Raw genomic sequence first — 23,713 nt, forward strand, 5'->3', positions numbered from 1 at the left:
ATGTCGTTTTCTCACTTTTTTATAAAGCGACCTATTTTTGCAGCCATGCTGTCACTGGTGATCCTCATAGCGGGTGCAATTAGCTTGTTTCAATTGCCGGTGAGTGAGTACCCAGAGGTGGTGCCACCGACGGTTGTAGTAACTGCAAATTACCCAGGTGCGAACCCTAAAGTCATTGCTGAAACCGTCGCCACACCTTTAGAGCAAGAGATCAATGGTACTGAAAATATGCTGTATATGTTTTCACAGGCGACCAGTGATGGACGTATGACATTGACCGTGACGTTTGCATTAGGTACTGATCTGGATAGAGCGCAAGTACAAGTTCAGAACAGAGTAAATAGCGCATTGCCACGTTTGCCTCAGGAAGTTCAACGCTTAGGTGTCGTTGCTGAAAAGGCATCACCAGATCTTACTATGGTGGTCCATTTGTTTTCACCAGAAAAGACCCATGATACTGCTTATTTATCAAACTATGCCGATTTATACGTAAAAGACCAAATCGCCCGTCTTCCAGGTGTGGGGGACGTACAATTATTTGGTGGTGGTAAGTACGCGATGCGTGTTTGGTTGGATCCAGATGCATTGGCCGCGAACCAACTTACTGCGATGGATGTCGTAAGTGCGCTTCGAGCGCAAAACCAACAGGTTGCTGCGGGTAGTTTAGGTGCTCAGCCGACAGCGAATGAAGCTCAATTTCAGGTATTACTTAATGTCAAAGGTCGCTTAAGTAGTATTGAAGAATTTAATAAAGTTGTTATCAAAGTTGGCAGTAATGGCGCATTGACACGTCTAGGCGATGTGGCACGAATTGAACTAGGTCAGAATTCATATGCACTTCGGGCAATGTTGAACGGACAGCCAGCATTAGCAATGCCTATATTTCAAAGACCGGGTTCGAATGCAATCGAGTTATCAGATCAGGTTCGAGAGACAATGAAAAGGCTGAGTCACTCTTTTCCTGAGGGTGTTGAATATGACATCGTCTATGATCCAACTGTATTTGTAAGAGGCTCAATTGATGCGGTAATTGCGACATTGCTGGAAGCGATTGTATTGGTTGTTTTAGTTGTGATTTTATTTTTGCAAACATGGCGTGCATCTATTATTCCGCTTATAGCTGTACCCGTATCTTTGGTTGGCACATTTGCGGTTATGCAATGGCTAGGAGTGTCTATAAACACCTTATCACTGTTTGGGCTCGTACTCGCCATTGGTATTGTGGTGGATGATGCGATAGTGGTTGTGGAAAATGTTGAACGTAATATTGCGAAAGGGCTGAGCCCGGTTGAAGCTACGAAAGTCGCTATGAATGAAGTAACAGGCCCTATTATTGCGATTGCGCTCGTCTTATGTGCTGTGTTTATTCCTACTGCGTTTATTACCGGTTTGTCGGGGCAATTTTATAAGCAATTTGCACTAACCATTACTATTTCGACGATTATTTCTGCAATTAACTCTTTGACATTATCACCCGCTTTGTCTGCGATGTTATTAAAGCCTCATGGCAGTAAACCAGACTTTTTGACCAGAGTATTGAACACATTGTTCGCTAAGTGGCTATTTAATCCATTTAACCGGTTTTTTGATAAAAGCAGTGCAGGGTATGAAAAACTTGTCAAAAAGTTGATTAGGATGTCGGCTGTTATTGCAGTGGTTTATATTGCACTACTGGGTTCAACGGTAAAGCTCTTTGATATGGTGCCTGGCGGCTTTATTCCGGCACAAGACAAACAGTATTTGGTGGCCATTGCACAATTACCGGATGCGGCGAGCTTAGATCGTACCGAAGACGTTGTGAAGCAAATGGAACAAATCGCACTGCAAGTGCCAGGTGTTGCAAATACCGTTTCTTTCCCTGGCCTATCTGTGAATGGTTTTACGAATAGCCCAAATGCAGGCATTGTATTTACGCCATTGGAACCATTTGAAGATCGAACAGATCCAAGCCAGTCGGCGATGGCAATTGCCATGGAACTAAATAAACGCTTTACGGCAATTGATGCGGCGTTCGTGGCTGTATTCCCACCGCCACCCATTCAAGGGCTAGGTACTACGGGTGGATTTAAGCTACAAATAGAAGATCGTGACAACAAAGGTTTTGAGGCATTATTCGCGGCATTGAATACAGTGACCAATGAAGCACGAAAAGACCCTGCGTTAACGGGCTTATTTTCAAGTTTTAGAATACAAGTGCCACAAATGGATATTGACATAGACCGCGAACAGGCCTTAATTCAAGGGATCCCTTTATCGGAAGTGTTTCAAGCCTTGCAAGTTTATATGGGCTCGCTCTATGTTAATGACTTTAATTTGTTTGGCAGGACATATCAGGTAACGGCACAAGCACAAGCGGAACATCGTTTAGACCCGAAACAAATATTGGACTTAAAAGTACGAAATGCCAGAGGCGATATGGTGCCATTGGGGTCTGTGCTAACGGTGACGCCGACGACAGGACCGGATCGAGTGATGCATTATAATGGCTATCCAAGTGCTGAGTTAAATGGTAGCCCCGCACCCGGTTTTAGTTCAGATCAAGCACAGCAAGCAATGGAAGCAATACTTGCAAAACATTTACCAACAGGTATGGCTTTTGAGTGGACAGACGTGACTTATCAGCAAATATTAGCGGGTAATACTATGATGTACATATTTCCACTGGTTGTACTGTTAGTGTTTATGGTTCTTGCGGCACAATATGAAAGTTTACGCTTACCGTTGGCAATTATACTAATTGTCCCTATGACTATTTTCTCTGCATTGCTTGGAGTGTGGTGGATTGGTGGAGACAATAATATTTTCACTCAAATTGCATTAATCGTACTGGTCGCGTTAGCGTGTAAAAATGCCATTCTTATGGTGGAGTTTGCAAAAGAGCAGAATGATGCAGGACAGAGTTATTTTGAGGCCATTATCGAAGCATGCCGTTTACGATTAAGGCCAATTTTGATGACTTCGATTTCGTTTACCGCTGGGGTTATCCCATTAGTGATGGCATCCGGCGCCGGTGCTGAAATGCGCCATGCAATGGGGATTGCGGTATTCTTTGGTATGATAGGTGTGACGGTATTTGGACTATTATTCACGCCCGTATTCTATATGCTTGTAAATCGTAGAAGCCCCAAAGCGGTCGAGCAAGAGCAGCAAGCGGCAGCCTCTTGTAAAGTTTAGGTTGAGACAACCTTAATAGAATGTTCTAATAATTGACACAATATTGGCTCATGATAGTGAGTCGGCACGGACGCCATAAGTCATTACGTAATGTATTAAAGCTGAGAGAGTTATGGTTGATTTTCCAAACAAAATGAAAGCAATTTTATTGACCGAGGTTGGTCCGGACTTTAAATTGGAGAACGCACAGATACCTATGCCTGTGTGTTGCGACCAAGAAGTACTGGTGAAAATCGAGTATGTCGGTTTAAATGGTTTGGATGCCAAGTTTGCTCAACAAGGCACACCTTGTTGGCAGTACCCTCGAGTGTTTGGGTTAGATGCGGTTGGTACTGTTGTTGCTGGGCCCAAAGGTGTGCATCCAGAAGTTGGCACTAGGGTCATGTGGCATAACGATATAGCCAGTGAAGGGGTACTAAGTGAATATGTAAAAGTGCCTAATTTTGCATTGACTGTATTACCGCCGGACATTAACCCAGCAGTTGCAGCTAGTTTACCAACTCCGGGTATGACCGCCCTTATTGCCCTCTACAAGCTGCAATTAAATGAGGGCGATACGGTGTTTATTGAAGCTGGAAATACATGTGTTGGACAGTTGGCGATACAAATGGCCAAACAGCAAGGGTTAACAGTTGTCACAACGTCGCCTAAACAGTGTAAAACGGCCTTGAAAAAACTCGGAGCAGAACTGGTCATTGATGATAAAGAAAATGATATTGCAGAGAAGATCCAGCAGTACTTTGGTGTTGATAATGTTCAAGGGATCATTGACTTATCAGGTCAAAATACCAATAAATTGCTTGAACTGTTGCAATTTTGTGGCCGCATAAGTTGTGTGTCAGGGCTGGCTAAGCTTGATGAGTCATTGCTCTTTATGAAAGCCCCAAATATTGGCATAGTTTCTCTGCCTGGTGCGTGGTTGGCAAAAAGTATTTGTGCTCAGCAACGGATGTCATTTTTGGGTAATGTTTTGACTGATTATTTACAGCAAGAGCAACTGTGTTTATCTGAAAAAGAAATTATTGCATTTGATGCTGAGAATATTCATTCTGCGTTGTCTGCACGTATGACAGGTACTAGCCACTTTTATCAAGTTGTTAAAGTCGCATAGGTAGTATCATCTTGAAATATAAGCACATAAAGTACAGTTGTGTGCTTACATCTGCGGGTCTAAAGCGTGCAATTACGTCTTCTGTTATTTTGATGGATGCAATATTCAGTATCTAACTGAATTTAATCTAATTTTTTATTTTTATTCTTGACACATTTCTTCAATATTCCTTACAAATTCTCACATTTATTTTGTCAATAATTAGATAAAATACGTGTTATCGGAATATGTTACGACCTTTAAATTTAATTGGTGCCACAAGGGCATCAAATATGTGCTTTATTGTATCTTCTATAGCATGATGTTTTTACGTAACATAGCACTATTGAACATTGAGGATGTTACTTATGAACAAATTACTAGTTGCCACTTTATTTCTTTTTTCTACATTTAGCTTTGCCGCTGAATCGCCATTTCAGTTGATAAATCAAGTTGGCGACAAAATGTTTGCAGATATAAAGCATGTGAATGCGGATGGAAATGCAGACAGCAGCACCATGAAAAACATTGTTCGTAGTCGGTTGATGCCTCACATTGATGTTAAATTTGTTTCGTTCAAACTATTAGGTAAACATATTAAAGGGCTTAAGCGCGCAGAGGCGGTTGAATTTATTTCTGCCGTTGATAATTATTTGGTTAGCACTTATGCATCGGCTTTGTTGCAATACAAAGGGCAAGAAGTCATATTTGAAGAGTTGCCACTGAGTAAAGAGAGTGACTTTGCAACTGTGAAAGTATTGATTAAAGAACAAGCTGGTCCAGATATTGATATGCATTTCAAGTTTAGGCAAAGTAAAGATGGCTCTTGGAAAGTGTATGACATGGTTGCAGAAGGCATTTCTTTATTGAGTGCAAAACAAAAAGAAATCACAGGAAGAATATCGCAAGTTGGGTTAGCGACAGTGACCAATGAGTTAAAAAGTAAAGTGTAAAAATTTAACTTTCCGACTTAAAGTTAAAGCTAAAGAGCGGCCCGTTTGGGAGCGCTCTTTTTTTGTATTTAAGCTGTGAGTGATTAAAACTCCCTTGGTGAAACAAATGTACCATCTTGGATATTATTAAATGTTTCAGCTGCTAAGTCATCAAGTGGCGCAAGAGACTGACCTCTACTGGTGATTTGATGTGTAACCGGTAATATATCGATGTCTTCAAACCCTGACATCAAAGCAACTTTAGAAAATATATACGCATGCTTAAACTTTCTTTGTTTGAAGAATAGGCTAGTAAGGGAGGTATACACTTCAATATTCGGTTTTTCACCTTCTTTATTGAGCTCAAGTACTCTATAAAGCAAGTTAATGGTTTTTTCGTCATCAAACTTTGCATAATACGAGGCTAAGAATAATTGAATTTCTGGATCCGAGGTGACTTTTGGTGAGTCTTCCATTTTGAGTAGTTTATTCATCGCTGTTTGATTATTGTTGCGAGACCAGTGGTAGTAAAGTAATCCAGGGTGTGTCGTATCAAGAGAATCTTGGTAAATTCGATTCATTTCTTTTAGGCTCGTAAGGTGTCCTTCAACACGTGACGTTGTCTTTTCTTTTAATTTAATATGTTCAATCTTAGCAGCCAAAGAAACACACTCATCATACTTTTCAAATAACTTTAATAATTGATACGCGTTATCATCTGTAGGGTCTTTGTATTCTATATATCGGGCAATTGTTACTTCAGCACGCTGGTCTTTACAATGGCTATCTTTATTTAAATCGGTACAAAAGCCAGGTGTTTCTTTACAAACACGACTCAATGTAAGTGGCTGATCACAAGCCACAAGTAGCAGTGTTGATAAGACAAGGGATTGTCTTAATACCATTTTCGTTTCTCTCTTTCTTCTTATATTTACCATTTTAACGCAATGATTTAATCGGTAACAGTGGAGAATCATAGCAGTTTAAATTAGAATACCGTTGCCCAGAAGGGCTATCCGTTCAAAAAATTGTTTATTAGGCAGAAAAAAATGACCTTATCTCACGAGCAAGAATATCAAAATAGTTGGCAAGAACGCCAAGATTACGCAGAAAACATGCAGCCAATTATTGGCCGTTTATACCGTAATTCAGGTATTGAAATCGCCATCTATGGTCGTCCTCTTGTAAATACCAGTGTTATTGATGTAATTAAAGCACATAAAACAGTGGCACGCTTTGAAGAAAGTAAATTGCGTTTACGTGAAAGCTTCCCGTTCTTAGAAGCGATTAGCAAAATGGACCTCGCACCAGCTCGCATTGATCTTGGTAAATTAGCTTATGCATATATTTACAAGAATGCAGGCGAAGGCCGTTCAATCGAAGAGTATCTTAATGCTGAACTGTCTGAATTATTAAATAAAGGCGATGGCCAGAAACCAAGAGATGTGGTTTTATATGGTTTTGGTCGCATTGGTCGTTTATTGGCGCGCTTATTGATTGAACGTGGCGGCTCTCACGCTGATTTACGCCTTCGTGCAATTGTTGTTCGTGGTGGCCGAGACGGTGACTTAGAAAAACGTGCAAGTTTATTACGCCGTGATTCAATCCACGGTCCGTTCAACGGATCTATTACAGTCGATCATGAAAAGAAAGCCATTAAAGCAAATGGTAATTACATTCAAATCATCTACGCAAATTCACCAGATGAGGTGGATTACACTAAATATGGTATTGAAAATGCTCTAATTGTAGATAATACCGGTATTTGGAAAGATGAAGATGGTTTAGGGTTGCACCTTAAATCGACAGGCGCAGCAAAAGTGTTGTTAACTGCACCTGCCAAAGGTGAAATTAAAAACGTAGTATATGGCGTAAACAACCAAGATATTGCAAGTGAAGATAAAATTGTTTCAGCAGCAAGCTGTACAACCAATGCAATTACACCGGTGCTAAAAGCTATCAATGATAAGTTTGGTATTAAAAATGGTCACGTTGAAACTGTGCATTCTTACACAAATGACCAAAACTTGATTGATAATTACCACAAGGCAGAGCGCCGTGGTCGCAGTGCTGCATTAAACATGGTTATTACTGAAACAGGTGCTGCTAAAGCCGTTGCTAAAGCGTTACCTGAACTTGCAGGTAAACTAACGGGTAATGCAATCCGAGTTCCTACTCCAAATGTATCGATGGCAATCATTAATTTGAATCTAAATTCAGAAACAGATCGTGATGAGTTAAATGGTTACCTACGTGATACGTCATTGTATTCAGACCTACGTGATCAAATAGATTACACTTCGTCTACTGAAATTGTATCTACCGACTTAGTTGGTAGCCGCTATGCAGGTGTGGTTGATTCACAAGCGACAATTGTTGATGGTGATCGTGCTGTACTTTATGTGTGGTATGACAATGAATTTGGTTATAGCTGTCAGGTTGTACGTGTAATGCGTGACATGGCTGAAGTTGCATTTCCAAGCTTACCGCGTTAATTTGTAGTTTGTTCGAAAAAGCCAGCATTTGCTGGCTTTTTTAGTTTTTGAACGTGTATGGGTATGATACCCTTGCTGTTGTGTGTTACACAAAACTAACATTTTAGATGTGTATTTATCAAAGTAAGGTTAAACACGACGTTTAGATCTTACATATTGCAAAAAAGACTCAATTTAGGGTAAAGAATGAACATCACTAGTAACTTTGACAGTGGTAATATCAAGGTGATCTCACAACAAGATCCGCTAGATATTCAGCTTGAAATTAATAAGGACCATGAGTCTGATTTTTTCCAATGGTTTCATTTTCGTTTAGAAAGCACACCATTTTTATCTCATAAACTACATATTAACGGCTTAGAAAAATCTGCTTATCCTGAAGGATGGGAAGGTTACCAAGCGGTTGCATCCTATGACCGTCAAACTTGGTTTCGTGTACCAAGTACCTATGAAAATGGTTCATTAATTATCGATTTTGAACCTGAGTTTTCACATACGTTCTTTGCGTATTTTGCGCCTTATAGTTATGAGCGCCATTTAGATTTAGTTTATTGGGCACAAAGCCACGATATTTGTGAAATTGAGACGCTAGGCGAAACACTTGATGGGCGAGATATCAGCTTGCTAAAAGTGGGAGAGCCGAGCGACGATAAGAAAGTGATTTGGATCACTGCACGTCAACACCCTGGTGAGACCATGGCTGAATGGTTTGTCGAAGGTCTACTACATAAATTACTAGATGATGAAGATCCGCATGCAGCTGCGCTATTATCTAAAGCTGTGTTTTATATTGTACCAAATATGAACCCTGATGGCAGTGTTCGCGGCCACTTACGTACCAATGCGAAAGGCGTGAATTTGAATCGTGAATGGGCCACTCCATCGTTAGATAAATCACCTGAAGTATTTCATGTGTTGAATAAAATGCATGAGTCAGGGCTAGATTTGTATCTTGATATTCATGGCGATGAAGCTTTGCCATATAACTTTGTGGCTGGCGGAGAAGGTATTCCAAGTTATGATGCACGTTTAAAAGACTTAGAAGAGTCATTTAAATCAGCATTATTGGCAATTACTCCGGAGTTTCAAGATGAGTTTGGCTATGACAAAGATGCACCGGGTGAGGCTAACTTGACCGTTGCTTCATGTGCTGTTGGTGAAGCATTTAAAGCCTTGGCATATACCATTGAAATGCCATTTAAAGACAATGCCGACCTACCTGACCCATATTATGGATGGTCAGATAGAAGGTCTTATCAATTTGGCCAAGATACGTTAGCAGCTATTGTGAATGTAGTTGATAAATTAAGATAATAATAAAATTTCAAAAGGCAATTCAGCAATGAATTGCCTTTTATGTATAACAACAATGAGGATGAGTCGTGGATGCATTTGGACAACTGCTAGATAATCTAGATGGTTTATTAGGAGGAGCTTTCTGGTTCCCATACGTTTTACTAGGTGTTGGTTTATTTTTTACCATTTACCTGAAATTTCCCCAAATACGTTACTTTAAACACGCCTGCAAGGTCGTTACAGGTAAGTTCGATAAAAAAGACCAAGAAGGAGATACCACGCACTTTCAAGCGTTAGCAACGGCACTTTCTGGTACTGTTGGTACGGGTAACATTGGTGGGGTAGCACTTGCGATTTCAATCGGTGGGCCTGCAGCATTGTTTTGGATGTGGATGACCGCTTTTTTTGGCATGACAACAAAATTTGTGGAAGTGACCTTATCTCATAAATACCGAGTGAAGACGGATGATGGTACGATGGCTGGTGGCCCAATGTACTACATGGACCGTCGTTTGAATATGAAATGGTTGGCGGTATTGTTTGCTATCGCCACTGTTATTAGCTCTTTTGGTACAGGTAGTTTACCGCAAATTAATAATATTGCTCAGGGTATGGAAGCGACGTTCGGTTTTGAACCTTGGCATACTGGTGGTGTTCTATCTGTATTGTTAGCTTTAGTTATTCTTGGTGGCATTAAACGTATTGCGGCAATCACATCACGCGTAGTACCACTGATGGCTGCGGTTTATATTATTGGTGCTTTAGGTGTGATTTTATATAACATCGAAAATATCGGTCCGTCATTCGCATCTGTATTTGTTGATGCTTTTTCAGGCTCAGCTGCGGCAGGCGGTTTCTTAGGTGCTTCATTCGCTTACGCATTTAACCGAGGTGTTAACCGAGGGTTATTTTCTAATGAAGCGGGGCAAGGTTCAGCGCCAATCGCTCATGCATCGGCAAAAGGCGACGAGCCGGTATCGGAAGGCATGGTATCTATACTAGAGCCATTTATTGATACCATCGTGATCTGTACTTTGACAGGATTAGTTATTTTATCGTCTGGCGTATGGACAGAAAAATTTGATACGCACTTTGAACGTTCATCAATGACCATTGTACAAGGTAAGTTTGATGAAAATGAGCCTGTGCAACGAGACGCGTTGTATAAATATTTAAATGGCCACACTGGGCATGGCGTCGAGTTGTATAATGGCGGCATTAACGTTGTTCAAGGTCGCGCAGTTAATAATGATTTTACGATTATCCATTCTCGCTCTATTGGTGAAGATATTCGTTTTGGTATTACACCGCGTCACGTTTATACCGGTGTGGTGAAAGTAGAAAATGGTGTACCAGTTGACAATAGTATCAGTATCATGGGTAAATCATTAGTGCATTCTGCGGAGCTTACAACAAAAGCATTTACGCGAGGTTTTTTTGGTGAAAATGGTAAGTACATCGTATCTATTGGCCTATTATTGTTTGCATTTTCAACCGCAATAGCTTGGTCTTATTACGGTGACCGAGCGATGATTTACTTACTCGGTAGTAAATCAGTTATGCCATATCGGGTCTTTTACGTCGCAGGCTTTTTCTGGGCATCATTTGCAGATACGACACTTGTTTGGAAGTTAGCGGCAGTTGCCATTGTGGTTATGACCTTACCTAACTTGTTTGGTATTTTCTTACTCCGCAAAGAGATGAAAGAGTCAATTGACGACTATTGGACTAAGTTCAAAAAAGAAAATCCGCAAGAAAAATAAACTCATGGTGAATGAATGTAATTGAACAAAGACATTCATTAAGAAAACAAGTAAAATGGCGCCTTAGGGGCGCCATTTTTTTGTAGCATTAGGAGTAGTTATTTATGGCAATTGTGCAATGTCCTAGTTGTAATAAATCAATTTCGAGTAAAAGTATGGTTTGCTCTCATTGTCAAACACAATTAGGTGATGTAACTGAAGAACAGTTGGCTCGAATAGCATCAACTAAACGGATTCAGAAACAACAAATGTTTATTAACCATTCTTTTTTGGCGTTGATTTTATTCTTAGGTGGATTTTTATATTTGTATTGGCAGCAGCCCGCAACTGGCACAGTTCAAATGGCACTGACAAAAGCGGCGATTGGCATTGGGTGCTTTTGGTATCTCGTTAATCGTGTGATCTTGGTTTATTTGAAAAAGAAAAAGTAATATGAATATTGATAGCTTAGTTAACAATTTGACCCCAGAATTATTTGAGCGCTTACAATATGGCGCAGCAACAGGAAAGTGGCCTGATGGCACAATTTTAACGCAAGAACAGAAAGAGCAAACGGTGCAGCTGGTTATGCTGTATCAAGCAAAAGTTGCGAAGAGCAACGAACAATTCACCATAAACTCAGAGGGTGAAATGGTTCAAAAATCTAAACGCGAGTTACAGCAAGAATTCAAAGCCCAAAACGAAATAGCTAGGTTCAGTGAACATGATCTTTAAACACCTTTTTACGCCCAAATGGAAACACCCTAAAACGGAAATACGTTTAGCCGCAATCGATAAGTTGGATACAGGTAAAGATGCCAATTTATTACAAACAATTGCATTAGAAGATAGCTCAGCAGAGATCCGTAAAAAGGCACTTCATAAAGTTAACGACTTAGTTTTGTGGTGGCAGGCATATAAGCAAGACCAAAATTTAAAAGATCTTGCAGAGCAACAGATATCCAGTGCGGTACTAAACAGCAATAGCGCATTGTCAAACGACATTCGTAGTGAATACATAGACCGCTACGCGCCGGCTAAGTTTTTAGAAAAATTGGCATTTGCTGAAAAAGAATTGCAAGTACGATTCAAATTATTGAAGCGTTTAGCGAATGCAAAATTAATTGAAAAAGCCTTTAGAGAAGGCTCTGAAGAATTACAAGTGGTCCTGCTGCCGTTGATTGAACAATATCAACTTGAAAAGTCAATTTTGAAAGTAGCACAAGGCGCTGCCCTTATACATTTACAAGATTATTTAGAACAGCAGCGCTTAGCGAAAGTTATGCCAAAGCAAGTCGAACAGCAGACGAAAATGGTATTAGCTAAATTGAATGCACTGCGTGATAAAACCAGTTATCAATTAGTAGATGAGACGAGTAAAGCTTTATTTAGTGAATGGCAAAGTATTGAATTGAAATGGCTAAGTGAAGAAGATATTAGCATAGTTGATGATAAGTTTAAGCGTATTAGTGAAAAGCTAAACCATCATATCAGTGCGTTAAAAACTCAGTATGATGATGAACAAACAGCTTTATTGGCAAAGCAGCACAAAGCTATGGCATTGGCTGAATTGACTGCGGATATTGATGCCTTTGATATTACATTGACGAATGCATTACAGGCGTTAGATACAGAGCAATCAGTACAATTATCTGCTAAGGTGCTTGAGTTAACAGCCAGCGTAGCTACATCTGAATATCAATCAGATGTGGCGTTCATTGCACAGTTTAACCGCATTGAATCGCTACAAAAAGAACTGGCTCGTTTACCTGAATTAGTGATTGCTAACTCAGAAATGCAGGATGCATTAACAGCATTAGCAGCTATTACAGCAACAGACAACTTAGCGGAGTTAGATACGAAACTGGTTGCACAAAAAGCTGCGTATGATGTCTGTAAAAAAGCACTCCAGCCTTTGCCACATTCGCTTCGTCAAGTTGCTTCAGAGAAATTACGGACGATAAGCACAGAGTTTAAAGCCGCAATGGAGCCATTAGTAAATAGGCAAGAAGTGCACTTAAAACAGGCTCGTCGTAAAGGAAAAGACGTACAACGTTTATTAGATCAAGGTCGTTTCAACGTTGCTTTTGGTGTTTTTAATGGCTTTTTAGAAAGTTATGCCGAATTGACAGAACGCAATCAACAAAGTATTGAAAAGGTGCATACCGCTCTTTCAACTGCTTTGGCAGATGCCAGAGATTGGCAGAAATATGCAGCCACGCCAAAACGAGCTGAATTATTACTTGCGCTTGATGAAAAGTTAAAAGAAACAGATGTTGATGCAAAGAAACGCGCAGCGGAAGTTAAGTTGCTGCGTACACGGTGGAATGAGTTAGGTCGGATTGATACCGACGAAGAGAAGGCTCAGGCTGCGGTATTCGATGAAAAAATTGAATTGTTATTTGCACCGTGTCGTGCACATTTTGCAGAACAAGAATTACAGCGTAAAGCCGCAAAAACTGAACGAACGCAAATAATCGAGCAAATGAGCGTGCTAACCAATGCACCAACGCAGACATCAGATTTTGATTGGCGTCATTTTGAGAGTCAGTTTAATCGATTAGCAAAGGCTTGGCGAAGTGCTGGTAGCGTTGATGGTGCAGCGTATAAAGCACTTAATGAGCAATATCGAGATGCGCATAATTGTGTGAATGGCATGTTGAAGTCATTTCATCAAGCCAATGCAGCTGCAAAGCAAAAATTAGTAACTCGAGCGCAAGAGTTAGTGTCAAGCGATGAGTTAGCTACAGCTTGCGATGAGCTAAAGTCATTACAAAAGCAATGGCAAACTCTTGGATTTGCCGGTGCAAAACAAGAGCATACTTTGTGGCAAACATTTAGGCAGCATAACGATACGGTATTTTCTTTGCGCAGTGAGCAGTTTAATGCCCAAAAACAACAGCAAGTTGAAGTAGAGAAAACACAGAAAGCTGAGTTAGCGCAAATTTCGGATACACTTGTCGATTCCATGTCAGTTGGTGAGCTTCAAGCTGTTAAAGAGCAGGTTGAAACCTTTGATGCCTTACCAAGTGTACGTAAAATGAAAGCAAGCTTAGCTAAAAAAGTTGATTCGATTTTATCGCAAAAGCAAATTCAAAGAGATAAAGAGAAGTTTGTTTCTTTGTTATCGGCACTGGAACAAGGCACAGAAATCCCAAGTCAGTGGTCTTCAACGCATAAACATATTTTAAGTGCGGAGCAGTTACTACTGCGCCTAGAAATATTGAGTAATATTGACTCTCCAACAGAGCAAAAGTCACAAAGAATGAGAGAGCAGGTGGCGTTACTCGATGATAAATTACAAGGTAATTTAGAGTCGTTTGAACAATATTTGACGGCTTATGTGAACGGCGCAGTGGAGACGTTAAATGTTGAAAGGCTGGCATCTGTACTAAAAGCAGACTAGATAATGGGTTTGTATAAGTTTTAATAAAAAAGCGCCTGATAGGCGCTTTTTTTATGAGAATAGCGCCATGCTTGCAACAATATCTACTTTCTCTGGCAGCTCCTAGTTAATTGTGTCGAGTTTATATTTGCTTGATCATATGAGACTCAATAGGCTCTTTGCATTTAAACAAACGAAAAATGAGGTTAAATAACGGACTGTGACGACGAACACTGAGATATGGCAGGTAAGTTTAAACGAAGATTTATCTACAATAGAAAAAACGATGACAATTGAAATGATCACTGAATTGCAAAGATGCTGAGTGTTTGTGATTCTACTTCTCACTTGCTTTGAAGTTATTGAGTGATTTATTGAAAGATCACATGTTTTTCTATGCTTTTCCACAATAAAGCACCAAACAGGTTAAATTCTTAACCCTTTGAATTTAATGTTAACAATTTAATGTGCCTTCTTTACTTTCCACAAAACTCAATAATTTTTGTTTAGAATGTTAATTTTTGGTTGAATTTTGATCGTTTATTCACAATACTGAATTTCGCCTTAGTGATCTGAGGTCTGACATCTGATGTGTTGGTAATATTAGATTTAAATGACAACAACAAGCTGAGAATTGATATGAAAAAAAATAAAAGCAGTATCACATTAAGCAGTTTATGCGGCATTATCATTGCATTGAGTACGAGCTGCTCTGTGATGAGTAAAGAATATAAAACAATCCTAATCCATGGATTGCAACCACAACAACTGATCAGTGCTTCTGCGACTAATGTTGAGGCAGATGGGGCATCTTATTGGTCGTCGTATTGGGGGCAAGTGTCAGACGAGCGCATTGACTGGCCGTCATATGAAAGAATTGAAGGAAAAATAGCGACAGACTGGATTTGGCCAAAATTAAAACAGTTCTCTGAGGCGAACTTATGTGACTCTGGTTGTGTACTTGTTACACACTCTACAGGGGATCTGGTGGCACGCTATATTATCGACAATCAAGCAAATTGGTTAAGAAATGCAGGGTTACAGCCTCTCAATATTGTAGCAACATTTGACATTGCAGGAGCCGGTGGTGGTAGTGAGCTTGCTGACATTGCCGTGAGTGCATTAACTGGTGCAGCTTCTTGGAGCTTTGTTATTGATCAAGCATTAACATGGTGGTTAGGCAGTGACGTAACAGAAGCGGTTGGTGTACTTCATGATTTGAAAGTGAACAATGCGCGTAAAATATCGCCTGTACCTGATGATAGAGCACCCAGGCTTAGATTTGTGGCTGATGGAGATGATTTCTTTGGTGCCACGAAGTTGTTCTTAAAAGGCAGCGATGATGGTGTCGTTGCATCTCACTCTTCATGTGGCGCAAGTCGTGTAGATTCTTTTGGTAGCTGTAGCCGTCATATTGCATCAGATGGTCAGGTGGGTCATCAAGGTAATGGAGTTTCAGGGTTTATGCCGAATCATTATCCAATGTTAATGTCAGACAATTATAGTCATAACTCAATTCGAAATGCAGGCCATAAGGGGAAGGTGACTGTGGCGAATTACGCTGCCAATGTTGGAGGCAAGCAGGTGTCTTTTCAAACATATGATGAAACAACGGGTCATTGGTTTTGGAAGAAGCAGTATCGATTTGTAGCGGACTCCAATAGGCTAAGTGCATCCGAATTAATCTATGACGCAATCCCTTAAAGCCGATAAACCACGCGCTTTGTTGAAGCATATGGCATAGCAAAGCGCATAAAGAGTGCCAGAATATGAAACATTATAAATTAGGCGTTGGAATTACTGTATGTGTTTTATCACTATTTTGGTTTTTTACTGATGATAGCCAAGCAAAAAGTAATACAGCCTCTACAAACAATGGTCAAATTAGTAAAAGCTCAGCTGAATCGATAGTGCAAATTGTCAATAAAGTAGAGCAACCTCAGGCACAATTAACACCGCATTTTGACGGCAGCATCAAACTTGCCGCAAAGCAAGTGGCTGTCCAGTACGAAGCGGCATTACGCTATCCGCAATACTCTCAGCCACTAACGAGATTTGATGAAGATAGACTAAAACCAAATGCGTTTTATCCACTCTCAATCCCCCTTGATGAGAGTGGAAATAAACTGACAATGCGCTTAGAAAAATATCGATTTGTGTACCCTGACCATATCGAATTAGAGATAGGGGGTGATAATATTGAAAATATTGCGGTGAGTTTGATGGATGTAGAGACAAAAAAGATATTTTCACAACGTACGATTTATGGTGAGCAACTCAATGACAAAATCGTATTTTCGGGCGATAAAAGCTACTCTAGGAATTTACAAATTGTTGCGCATGCTAAAATTAAGCGTAAACAGGTCCCAATTGTGGCGCAAATACAGTACATGCCGCCTAGTGCGAGGTTAATTGGCTTTGGTGATGCACGGCCAGATGATGATAAAATGAGTATCCCTGCAAAGCTACAAGTTGAGAAAGCAGGCTTATACAGAGTAAGAGCAAACTTATATGCCGCAGGTGAACCTATCGCACATTTGGTCACGAGAGGGCTGTTGCGCAAAGGGCAACAAAGTATTGACCTATCAGCACATTGGTCTGTACTTAATCCAGATATAGAGACTATGACACTGAGCGGGTTTGTGGTTGAGTTAATGTCACCTAGCCCAGCCCAACCGAGTATCTTTGGTGCGAGTGATATAAAAGAGTTTGATATTACAGAATTTGCCTATGATAGCCTGCAACAAACACCTTATGAACCTTTAGCAAAAGAACGTCAAAGCTTAACTTTTTTACAACATTTAGCCGGCAATTCGGAATAAGTCACTGTCTTACCAAAATCATGGAGCAATCTATATTTGGTGAATCGGGGTGGGAAAGCTCAGAGGACAGTGTAATGGTCGTTGGACTACTTAACGCAACATCGTAAGCATTAAGCAGGTTTAATGTAATGCTACGATGTTCGTGTGCTGCGAGTTCTATATAGTCGTGCTCCGTTGGTTTTGCGCGTTTTGCCATCGGACCTTGATAGAGTAGCTCGACACCACTTTGCTCAACATGTAAAAATTGACTCCACCAGCCTTCAAAAGGCGTGTGCCACTTTAGAAACCGAACTGGTTCGTTTGTGGTATTTGTAAATATAAAGGTCACTAAATATTGATTGTCCCCTGACTTTGTTGACTTAATTGTGCAAGTGAGTGAACTATTAGAACCTAAACCAATGAGATTTTTCATGTTCTGATCACACCCACTTGCGAGTAACACCAATCCAACGATAAATGAGCGATACACCATCATATTAATCAAGAGCGTGTTGCCACGCTCCTCCTTTAAATTTAATTTTGCTGCGGAGTATTCTCAGCAAAGTATTCATAACTATCGGCGTTTTCAATCGCTTTCCTAACGTTTGAAATCGCTAAGTTTTTAGCGCCATAGTGCCCATAAGCATGGTCATCGGTTCCTGCAACCGCATTAAAGTGGCTGACTTCATGAATTATAGTCCCTGCTTGTGAATCTGTGCCAGTACGGGACGCATTCCAAAATGCACCACAAAAATACACTTTATAAGGCTGGTTTGGGTATACATATGCAAATGTCCCTGAGCTGGTGCAACCGCAGTCAAATGAAAGCGGCTTATTTTTTATGGCATCTGTGATATCTGAAAAATTCTCTTCAACACGCTCATGGGCCTTGGGTGACCAAAAAGCACCCACGCGTATTGATGGATCACCAAACCATGTTTTGTATCTCGGTGCCGTTTTTAATTGTGTCGTACTGCGGCTACTTAAATAACCAGTCGCACTAGCTGACATGTTTTTAGCACTGCTCCATGCACTATTAATGGTGTTTTTTTGAGTATTACTACACGATGTATAAGATGTCGCTAGCGTTTGTGTATTGTATGTCACAGTGGAGTTTGCAGCGATTGTTTCTGCTATCGGATCACCTGTAACCCAAGTTGAAATTGCAGTAGAGCGCAAAGCTGAATATGCAAAAGGTACCGCATTGTTCTTTAATGACTGCATATGCTCATTTTGTGGCGCTTTAAATAGATGCAAAGAATTTGCCTGATATTGAACACGATATTCACCTGGGAGTGCAAAATTATAGAGTGAAGAGAGTTCGATTGAGTAGTTAATACTTTGGCCTGGTTTGAGCATTTGGTAATCATTTTCACTCGGTGCTGTGCGCTTGTACAATGCGCCTGTATATTCAACGGGCTCACCATCGCGGGTAATGTTAAATATATTACCTTGTACGCCATCAGCTGCGGTGTACCATTTAAGCACTTTAACTGGGGAGTTGTCATGGTTGGTTAGTACCAGTTCCACATGAATATCACCTTCAGTTGTCAGTAGAGAGCTTAGGAAATTTATTTGGGCAGAAACTTGCGCAGCACTTGCCGTATTAGCCACAAAGATGGCTGAAGAGAGCGCACTTATTAAAAGTCTTCTTTTCATTACTTTATTCCTTTATGTTGTTGTCTCTAGGAATAATAGCAGCGAAGAACAAAAAATAAACAGCATGTCGTTTTTTTGTTTGTTTTTTGTTAATTTTTGATTCTTTACTAGTGAGGATTTTATGCCATTGTTGGTGGGGAGAAAAAAATAGGCGCCACAAGTAGGGTGGCGCCTATTGGTTACTTACATGTAATTAAGGGTAGATCACTCTGCCTTAACGCTAAAGGTTACCCCCTTAAAGGTAGAGTTCGTATTCAAGGTGATGTAGCGCCAGCCACGATTTGCCGTGACAACAAGACTTTGTGCTGTGCCAGCTTCACCTGATTTATTTTGTGCATTGGCCTTACTAGCCCAAGTATCGGCGTTGAAGTAAATACCGACATCACCTTCACCACCTTGGCTTTGCAGTGTTAGTGTGGTGTTATCTGCTGCGACCCACACATAGAATGAGTTACGGCCCCCAGCGACACATTCATTTTTGCCAAGTGTTAATTGTCCATAATTAATTGTGGCAGCGCCACAATCTTGAATAGCCCCATTATTAGGATCATTCGGGAACGGGTCACTATTGTCACCCATGCCATCCCCATCGCTGTCGAGCCACTCTGAGCTATCACTTGGAAATGCGTCTTTGTTGTCTCCAAAACCGTCACCATCGGTGTCTTTTGTTTCAGTTGGATCATTTGGGAAAGCATCTTCTGAGTCGATTACGCCATCGCCATCGGTATCGTTATTATTGCCGTTACCGTTACCGTTATCGAGAATGTCATTGGTGATCATGTAGTTATTGAGGGTGTTTTCTTCACTCATGACGGCAACGGCTAAACACTGTCCAGACTGTGTGGTGATAGCTGCGCGTCGATTACCAAACCATTTCCAAGAGTCGGCACTCGAGTATGTTTCACCTTGTGCTAATGTTTTAAACTCAAAGCTGTCACTCAATGCACCTGTTCCGTTGTCTACACGATAGATACGCACAGTTGTGTCAGTGGTATTGGTGAATTTGAAATCAGCTTCAAATGGACCTGTTAGATGTTTTTCCATTAAGTCACAAGAACCTAACTGATTCGCTGCTGGTAGCACTTCCGGGCTTTTTGCGTTGGCAACCATCGCTTCATCAATGGTAAAGTTGCCAGTTGGGTTATCAAGAACACCCACGCTCAAACAATTTAAGCGTGCATCGGTGATCATGAATCTGCGATTGGCATACCAAATATCAGAAGTATAGCTTTGTCCTTTTTGTAATGTGCCATAGCCATAATCAAAGCCATCGGCCGCACTTTCATATTTAGGCTTGCCAGTCAGATTGTCTATACGGAATAATCGAACAGGGTAATCTGTGGTATTTGTAATGCTAAATTGATGTGCTTCGTCACCAATAATATGCGGTTTAACTAATTCACAGCTCCCCAAAGCATGCTGGGCCGGCAATGTTTCTGGCACAACATCTTTTACTAAATCTGCGTTTATAGTGAAAGTGTTACCCGCTGATTTCAAAGATGCAACGCCGAGACAATTGAGGTTATTATCTGACAACATGATTCTGTCGAATTCTCGCCAATTTGTTGCGTTATAAGTGTCGCCTTGACCTAATGTCTTGTAATTTTTCGCAAAGTTGGCAGTGCCTTTTTTATTATCAATCCAGAAAATAGACACCGGAGTATCAGTGTTGTTGGTGATTGTGTAGTCAGTGTTATTTGCGTCAACTGGCCGCACGTATTGCTGTGTGAGATCACAACTACCGATCTTTCCAGCATCAGGTATGACTTCAGCTTTTGCAGCAATGGCTTCAGAGTTGGCCATAACAAACGCTTCAAAGTCTGCTTGGCTGCGCTGCGCAACCGCTTTTAAAGAGCTTACATAGCCTTCTTTGCTGCCATTTCTTAATGCATCTTTGAGCAAGTGCATATCGCTATTATGTTGCTCATCTAAGTAACGCATAGCGAAGTAACTCCACTGGTATAAGTCATCATAGCCATAAGCCATGAATAGCAAGTTATAAAGCGGCGGGATCACTTTGCCTTTGACTGACTCTAATGTACGAGCGAAATCAGTGCCATTTGCTAAATATTCAGCCATGCCTTCAGACCAAGACACGTTGTAGTTGTAATAATTAAAGCCACCGACTTTGACATATCTGCCATCTAGATAATGCACGTATTCGTGACGTAGGTTGTAAATTTGGTCTTCGTATTGACAAGACTTACCGACCCAAGCATCAGGGCATTGCATTGCAAGGAATCGCGCTTGGTTTCCTTCTTTTTCTGGTGTGCCTTCTAAATATATTCCGCCATTATCTGTATCGACATTATCAAAAAACTCAGGCGCATATTTTTTATATTCATCTGGGCTTGAGAATACGACAACTTCAAGCGTGGTGTTTTTATCGTTAGCAACCGGGCTGCCTTGGGTATTAAAAAATGCATGAAACTCAGTTTCTTGCGTTGCCATTTCAGCACAAGACTTATTTAGAATTGACTGGCTGATCGTGCTTTGTGCACGAATAGTAACCGTGTCAGAGCATTTATGAGTCACGGTTAAAATATCAGACTCTTTTGGTGGTACGATACAATGACCAAAGAGTGGATCGGTACTTTCACATAGTCGTTTAGCCGAATCTAGGTACTTTTTAGTGGTCATAGTTTCAATGGTTTCAGTGCTCAACCATGCGATGAGCTTTTCATGGGTTTCAAGCACAATACTGTCAAAGCGTGCTTTTGCTTCGTCAGTGGCAATGGTGGCAATTTTCCCCAGTGCGATATAACTGTGTGGCACAATCCATTTACGGTCAGACTCTTTACTCCAACGTAAATCAATGGCCGTTTCACCTAATACTGCAAATGAGCGAATAACAGACATCACATCTAAAATCCGTTCATTAATTGCATTTTGCGCAGCCGGGTCACCATACATTGCGGCGTTAGCAACCGCACCAAGCATTTCCATCATGGCATCACTGGCATTGTTTGCCTTGAATGGGTCTGTTTGCAATGAATGATATTGGATTGCGGCCAGTATGTGGGGAAGCTGGTCTTTAAAGTGGTTTGCGCCATTGCCACGTTGAAAATTATTGATGGCTTTTGCATAGCCTTCTTGGATAACACTGCCCGTCGGTGATAAAAACGCGGTCATTTTTGCAACGGCTTGCATCGCGGTATTTAGATTACTTGCTTCTGTTGTGGTAATTGCTTGCGCATAAAATTTATATGACCCAAGGAAATACAATAGTTGGTTTAAATCTGGGTCGGCAATGTCATCGGCATCAGCAAGATAATGAATTGCTTCGAGTACATCAGTGAGTGGATCATTTGCAGCGCCGGCGAGCGCTTCAAAATCGGCATATTTTGCCGCTAAAATAGTGGGAATTATGCTTCCGTATTGAGATTTTGAACTGATAGCCGGGTTAGGTAAGTTAACGGAGACATTGGTGTTGTAAATAATGTAGTCGCCAAGTGGAGGTGGAATATCTCCTCCTGTAATGTCGACTCTTAATGTGGTTTGCGCAATATTACCGTCGATTTTAAAGTAACGTCTTCCTGCTCGTGATGTTTCTGATACTTGCTCTGTGTTTGTGTCTGCTGTGTCACTGCGCTGTGTGACAGTGCCACTCCAGTGGTTACCCTCATATAGACTTATTGCTGCATCAATTCCGTTGTACGTACCACCTGAAGTGCTGATAACTAGTTGGCTGTTCTCATAGGGGACTTCTACATAGAAATAGTGACCATAATTCGTAATACAGTGTGTTTGGTTGGCGCTTACTTCACCTTGACGAGGCAGAGTAGGGTCCCCACATTGGGCGTTGGCCAAAGTAATGTTACTACTGAGAGAAAGTAGTACCGCACTTGCTAGAACCGATTTTTTCATAGTTTTATTCATTATTATCAACATGTTGTGGTTATATGAACGTAAAGTTTGTTATTCCTTCGCATGACAAGCATTTTTGCCAAGCTTACGTACTGTCATCCATTATTTTTATTCGTATTTTTACAATCTTGTCATATTGTCTTAATTTTTATACCGTAAATTGTATACTGTATGCAAAATAATCTTGCCTAATTTATATATCTTTTTTGTCTATAATTATTCTAATTTAAAATTTTCTTTTAAATTCAATTGATTAGTTTTTTTGTTTCATCGAGTCTTAAGTAAGAAACTCTCAGTGGTGTGATGCGATTATTCGCGAAAAGTAAGGAGTAGGTTAATTTAAAATATTTTTGTCATATGCTATTTTTGTTTTGCTTGAATGATAATTGCTCCGACTCATGCCTTACGTTAATCACTCAAACCACAATTTACTAATGCTTATGTATGGAATAGCTTTAACGTCATCGCTCAAAACGTTTATATGAATTGAAAAATGATTGAAGACAAGTGGGGGAGGTATTAAAAAAGTGGAGGATGACGTTGTGGTAAATTCCGTATAGGGTAAATAGCGACGCCTAAAAGGGCGTATTCACCGAATATGAATAACCCACTCAGGAAAAAGGATCCAGATGAGAGGGGTTTTGTATTTTTTATTTATAGTATATGGGTTCGTTATACTTGATTTTAAGGAAAGGAAATAAGGTGTTTAAAATAGAAAGTGAGCGGTTACTAATGAAGCATTTCTCATTCAATGATGCTGACTTTATCATTGAGCTATTGAATGAAGACTCATTTATTAAAAATATTACGGATAAAAATGTGCGCACGATTGCGGATGCACATCAGTATCTTCGCTCTGGGCCGATGGCAAGTTATGAGATGTTTGGCTTTGGACTCACCTTAGTCACTTTAAAAGAGTGCGGTACACCAATCGGTATGTGTGGGTTACTTAAACGAGAAGAGTTGCCTCATGCCGATTTGGGTTATGCATTATTACCGAGATTTTGGGGTAAGGGTTATGCGTATGAAGCGGCTAAAACGGTATTGACATATGAGTTAATGAAGCATGGGTTAGAAAAGGTATTGGCAGTAACTTCACCAACCAATATCAGCTCCAATAATTTACTCGTTAAATTGGGGTTTGAACGAATAGAGTCACTCGAATTGTACGGTAAGCTAAATAACCAATATGCGTTCACATTGAACGTATAGATATGGGGTGTGGATGTCGGTGGTGGTTAAGTTGCGCTGGAAATTTGATTGTGCGATGTT

The 23,713-nt window shown here is 40.5% G+C and carries 16 protein-coding genes; 12 read left to right on the plus strand and 4 right to left on the minus strand.

Translation table 11 applies throughout. The features are described 5' to 3' along the window. The 3 genes from PAUR_RS06445 to PAUR_RS06455 all read left to right on the plus strand — a co-directional run bounded on the left by PAUR_RS06445 (position 1) and on the right by PAUR_RS06455 (position 5,217). Positions 1-3,174 carry an efflux RND transporter permease subunit gene (locus PAUR_RS06445; protein ID WP_192506972.1) on the plus strand — a complete coding sequence of 1,058 codons (3,174 nt, stop codon included), beginning with the start codon at positions 1-3 and terminating at the stop codon, positions 3,172-3,174. Between the two features lie 112 nt (positions 3,175-3,286). Beyond that, a complete protein-coding gene (locus PAUR_RS06450) occupies positions 3,287-4,285 on the plus strand; it encodes a zinc-binding dehydrogenase (protein WP_192506973.1) in 999 nt (332 codons plus the stop codon). Between the two features lie 347 nt (positions 4,286-4,632). Further along, the gene (locus PAUR_RS06455; RefSeq protein ID WP_192506974.1) at positions 4,633-5,217 is read left to right on the plus strand and encodes an MlaC/ttg2D family ABC transporter substrate-binding protein; all 585 of its coding nucleotides are present in this window, start codon (positions 4,633-4,635) and stop codon (positions 5,215-5,217) included. 83 nt (positions 5,218-5,300) lie between these two features. Here the strand turns inward: PAUR_RS06455 and PAUR_RS06460 are convergent, their stop codons facing one another. Continuing rightward, entirely contained in the window at positions 5,301-6,101 is an 801-nt protein-coding gene (locus tag PAUR_RS06460) for a DUF2989 domain-containing protein (protein ID WP_192506975.1), read from the minus strand. A gap of 144 nt (positions 6,102-6,245) precedes the next feature. Here PAUR_RS06460 and PAUR_RS06465 point away from each other — a divergent pair, with 144 nt between their 5' ends. From PAUR_RS06465 to PAUR_RS06500, 8 genes are all read left to right on the plus strand, one after another. Next, entirely contained in the window at positions 6,246-7,691 is a 1,446-nt protein-coding gene (locus PAUR_RS06465) for a glyceraldehyde-3-phosphate dehydrogenase (RefSeq protein WP_192506976.1), read from the plus strand. Between the two features lie 186 nt (positions 7,692-7,877). After that, positions 7,878-9,005 (plus strand): M14 family metallopeptidase, encoded by a 1,128-nt coding sequence (locus PAUR_RS06470; RefSeq protein WP_192506977.1) that lies wholly within the window; start codon positions 7,878-7,880, stop codon positions 9,003-9,005. 68 nt (positions 9,006-9,073) lie between these two features. Further along, entirely contained in the window at positions 9,074-10,750 is a 1,677-nt protein-coding gene (locus PAUR_RS06475; protein WP_192506978.1) for an alanine/glycine:cation symporter family protein, read from the plus strand. A 104-nt stretch (positions 10,751-10,854) separates the two neighbouring features. Continuing rightward, positions 10,855-11,181 (plus strand): hypothetical protein, encoded by a 327-nt coding sequence (locus PAUR_RS06480; protein WP_192506979.1) that lies wholly within the window; start codon positions 10,855-10,857, stop codon positions 11,179-11,181. 1 nt (position 11,182) lies between these two features. Further along, positions 11,183-11,464 (plus strand): YeaC family protein, encoded by a 282-nt coding sequence (locus PAUR_RS06485; protein WP_192506980.1) that lies wholly within the window; start codon positions 11,183-11,185, stop codon positions 11,462-11,464. Next, positions 11,454-14,135, plus strand: coding sequence for a DUF349 domain-containing protein (locus PAUR_RS06490; protein ID WP_192506981.1), 2,682 nt, complete (start codon positions 11,454-11,456; stop codon positions 14,133-14,135). The genes PAUR_RS06485 and PAUR_RS06490 overlap by 11 nt, the downstream gene beginning before the upstream one ends. A gap of 618 nt (positions 14,136-14,753) precedes the next feature. Then, complete coding sequence (locus tag PAUR_RS06495; RefSeq protein WP_192506982.1) at positions 14,754-15,818, plus strand: hypothetical protein; 1,065 nt, start codon at positions 14,754-14,756, stop codon at positions 15,816-15,818. Positions 15,819-15,883: 65 nt separating this feature from the next. Then, a complete protein-coding gene (locus PAUR_RS06500; protein WP_192506983.1) occupies positions 15,884-16,936 on the plus strand; it encodes a hypothetical protein in 1,053 nt (350 codons plus the stop codon). 1 nt (position 16,937) lies between these two features. Here PAUR_RS06500 and PAUR_RS06505 read toward each other — a convergent pair whose 3' ends face one another. The 3 genes from PAUR_RS06505 to PAUR_RS06515 all read right to left on the minus strand — a co-directional run bounded on the left by PAUR_RS06505 (position 16,938) and on the right by PAUR_RS06515 (position 22,441). Then, positions 16,938-17,348, minus strand: coding sequence for a DUF4352 domain-containing protein (locus tag PAUR_RS06505; RefSeq protein ID WP_192506984.1), 411 nt, complete (start codon positions 17,346-17,348; stop codon positions 16,938-16,940). Positions 17,349-17,449: 101 nt separating this feature from the next. Then, complete coding sequence (locus PAUR_RS06510) at positions 17,450-18,574, minus strand: M35 family metallo-endopeptidase (protein ID WP_192506985.1); 1,125 nt, start codon at positions 18,572-18,574, stop codon at positions 17,450-17,452. A 204-nt stretch (positions 18,575-18,778) separates the two neighbouring features. Continuing rightward, on the minus strand, positions 18,779-22,441 hold the full coding sequence (locus PAUR_RS06515; RefSeq protein WP_192506986.1) for a collagenase: 3,663 nt from the start codon (positions 22,439-22,441) through the stop codon (positions 18,779-18,781). Between the two features lie 702 nt (positions 22,442-23,143). On the opposite strand from PAUR_RS06515, the gene PAUR_RS06520 reads away from it, so the two are divergent. Then, entirely contained in the window at positions 23,144-23,653 is a 510-nt protein-coding gene (locus tag PAUR_RS06520; protein WP_312037129.1) for a GNAT family N-acetyltransferase, read from the plus strand. Positions 23,654-23,713: the final 60 nt, after the last annotated feature.

Origin of the sequence: Pseudoalteromonas aurantia 208, from assembly GCF_014858725.1 — a bacterium.
Lineage (GTDB): Bacteria > Pseudomonadota > Gammaproteobacteria > Enterobacterales > Alteromonadaceae > Pseudoalteromonas > Pseudoalteromonas aurantia.

Bases quoted from the DNA above. Each gene is read 5' to 3' on its own strand.
- PAUR_RS06445 (WP_192506972.1), top strand. From the start codon at position 1: ATGTCGTTTTCTCACTTTTTTATAAAGCGACCTATTTTTGCAGCCATG.
- PAUR_RS06450 (WP_192506973.1), top strand. From the start codon at position 3,287: ATGGTTGATTTTCCAAACAAAATGAAAGCAATTTTATTGACCGAGGTT.
- PAUR_RS06455 (WP_192506974.1), top strand. From the start codon at position 4,633: ATGAACAAATTACTAGTTGCCACTTTATTTCTTTTTTCTACATTTAGC.
- PAUR_RS06460 (WP_192506975.1), bottom strand. From the start codon at position 6,101: ATGGTATTAAGACAATCCCTTGTCTTATCAACACTGCTACTTGTGGCT.
- PAUR_RS06465 (WP_192506976.1), top strand. From the start codon at position 6,246: ATGACCTTATCTCACGAGCAAGAATATCAAAATAGTTGGCAAGAACGC.
- PAUR_RS06470 (WP_192506977.1), top strand. From the start codon at position 7,878: ATGAACATCACTAGTAACTTTGACAGTGGTAATATCAAGGTGATCTCA.
- PAUR_RS06480 (WP_192506979.1), top strand. From the start codon at position 10,855: ATGGCAATTGTGCAATGTCCTAGTTGTAATAAATCAATTTCGAGTAAA.
- PAUR_RS06485 (WP_192506980.1), top strand. From the start codon at position 11,183: ATGAATATTGATAGCTTAGTTAACAATTTGACCCCAGAATTATTTGAG.
- PAUR_RS06490 (WP_192506981.1), top strand. From the start codon at position 11,454: ATGATCTTTAAACACCTTTTTACGCCCAAATGGAAACACCCTAAAACG.
- PAUR_RS06495 (WP_192506982.1), top strand. From the start codon at position 14,754: ATGAAAAAAAATAAAAGCAGTATCACATTAAGCAGTTTATGCGGCATT.
- PAUR_RS06500 (WP_192506983.1), top strand. From the start codon at position 15,884: ATGAAACATTATAAATTAGGCGTTGGAATTACTGTATGTGTTTTATCA.
- PAUR_RS06505 (WP_192506984.1), bottom strand. From the start codon at position 17,348: ATGAAAAATCTCATTGGTTTAGGTTCTAATAGTTCACTCACTTGCACA.
- PAUR_RS06510 (WP_192506985.1), bottom strand. From the start codon at position 18,574: ATGAAAAGAAGACTTTTAATAAGTGCGCTCTCTTCAGCCATCTTTGTG.
- PAUR_RS06515 (WP_192506986.1), bottom strand. From the start codon at position 22,441: ATGAAAAAATCGGTTCTAGCAAGTGCGGTACTACTTTCTCTCAGTAGT.